This is a genomic window from Streptomyces sp. NRRL WC-3605 (assembly GCF_001509795.1).
GTDB classification, from domain to species: Bacteria; Actinomycetota; Actinomycetes; order Streptomycetales; family Streptomycetaceae; genus Streptomyces; species Streptomyces viridochromogenes.
In genome coordinates this window covers 1-1,946 of the sequence record NZ_LLZN01000116.1, presented here as the reverse complement: position 1 = coordinate 1,946, position 1,946 = coordinate 1, and the positions used below count along the sequence as shown (strand labels likewise).

General features: G+C 66.8%; 2 protein-coding genes. One reads left to right on the top strand and one right to left on the bottom strand.

Going from position 1 to position 1,946, the window contains the following annotated elements; all coding sequences use genetic code 11:
• Positions 1 to 491: hypothetical protein (locus ADL34_RS33535; protein ID WP_234375169.1), on the top strand; the 491-nt coding region annotated here is incomplete at its 5' end.
• Here the strand turns inward: ADL34_RS33535 and ADL34_RS33530 are convergent.
• On the bottom strand, positions 488 to 1,702 hold the full coding sequence (locus ADL34_RS33530; protein WP_420714287.1) for an IS110 family transposase: 1,215 nt from the start codon (positions 1,700 to 1,702) through the stop codon (positions 488 to 490). The genes ADL34_RS33535 and ADL34_RS33530 overlap by 4 nt on opposite strands.
• Positions 1,703 to 1,946 lie beyond the last annotated feature (244 nt).

Sequence of the window (1,946 nt, the reverse complement as noted above, 5' to 3'; positions counted from 1 at the left end):
GGGGGGGTGCCCCTATGTCTCTGGTCAAGGTAGATGGGTGCTGGTTCGGCGTCTGGGACGATGTGCCTGTGCATGCTGATGACGAGGTTGGCGAGGGTGTCTCTGCGGACCTCGCAGTGTTTCTCCGGAACGTTGACGACGACCGTCGGGTGAAGATCGTTCCGTCCGTCTGTGGCGGGTGTGACGGGCGCGTGTTCTTTGTGCTCGTTGACGATGTCGAGGGCGGAGCCGAGCGGGTGTGCGCTGGTTGCGGCGGCCGCGCGTTCATCGCGGATAGCGAGGAGTTCTGGGAGGACGCTGATCCTGGCGAGGCCGGCTGCCCTTGCGGGAGCGAGGAGTTCGAGACGGCAGTAGCGTTTTCGCTAGCCGGCGACGGCTCGGTCCGTTGGGTGACCGTGGGCCTGCGGTGCATCAAGGACGGATTCTGCGGGGTCTATGCCGACTGGAAGATCGACTACGGTCCAACCGATCAACTCCTGACCATGGTCTAGGTCTGCGGAGCGACGGCCCGGGCGGGCTGGGGTTCGTAGAAGGTGCCGTCTCGGAGCATCGCGAAGAGGACGTCGGCCCGGCGTCTGGCGAGGCAGAGGAGGGCCTGAGTGTGGTGCTTGCCCTGGGCGATCTTCTTGTCGTAGTAGGCCCGCGATGCCGGATCGCCCAGGGCCGCGAACGCGGAGAGGAAGAAGGCCCGTTTGAGCTGCTTGTTTCCTCTCCTGGAGGGCTGTTCGCCGCGGATCGAGGAGCCCGAGTTCCGGGTCGCGGGAGCGAGTCCGGCGTAGGCGGCGAGGTGGCCGGCGGTCGGGAAAGTGCTGCCGTCGCCGACCTCGATCAGGATCCTGGCTCCGGTCCTGACGCCGATGCCGGGCATCGACGTCAGGACCTTGGAAAGAGGGTGTTCCTCCAGGAGCTCCTCGATCCGCCCAGCCAGGAGCTTCCGCTGGTCGAGCACGGCCGTCAGGGACCCGGCAAGGCTCGGGACGATCAGCGCGGCCGCCTCCGTCCCCGGGACGGTGACGGTCTGCTCGTCCAACGCGGCGAAGATCTCGTCGACGAGCCGCTCGGCCATCCGCGGCGCCCTCGGCCGTAACAACGTGACTAAGCGCCGCCTGCCCGCTTTGCGGATCTGTGCCGGAGATCCGAAACGCTCCAGCAGCGTGAGGACGGCCGGGTGCTGCAACCGTGGCCCCAGCACCCGTTCCAGCGATGGATGGATCTGGGTCAGCAGGCCGTGCAGTCGGTTGGCGACCCTGGTGGCTTCGCCGGCCAGGTCGTCGTCGAACCCGACGATCATCTCCAGCTCGGCGATCGTTTCGTCCTCGCCGTCGATCGTCCGCAGCGTGTGAGGCATCGCGCGGGCCGCGTCGGCGATGATGAACGCATCCCTCGCGTCCGTCTTGGCTTCGCCCGGGTAGAGGTCGGCGATCCGCCGCATCGTCAGACCCGGCAGATAGGCGACCGGGCAGCCCATGTCCCTCGCAACCGCCAGTGGTAAGGCGCCGATCGAGGCTGGCTGGTCGACCACGACCAGCACGGTTCCGTGCTTGGCCTGGAGTTTGGCGAACAGCTCGCGGAGCTTGGGTTCGGTGTTGGGCAGCCGCTTGTCGAAGGCTTTCTTGCCGGCTTGGGTGATGGCGGTGGCGTGGTGTTCGCCCTTGCCGACGTCCAGGCCGAGGAAGACGTCGATGTCGCCGGTGTCGATCACGTGCAGGGCCCCTCCATCACGCTTTCGTCCGGCCTTGCCAGGGCACCGAGCTGCCACATCCACGTTACGGAGAGCTCTTCCGGCTTGGGTGAAGCCGGTGCTCAAGCCCCTCATCAGCGGTCCGTCGATGCCTCCGGACCCGGTGACACCACCCCCCAGATCATCAACAACAGGAGGGGGAAGTCATGCCGGACCCGAAGGCCGGAAGCCCCATTGCGGAGCCACGAAAAAGGTAACGGGGGGG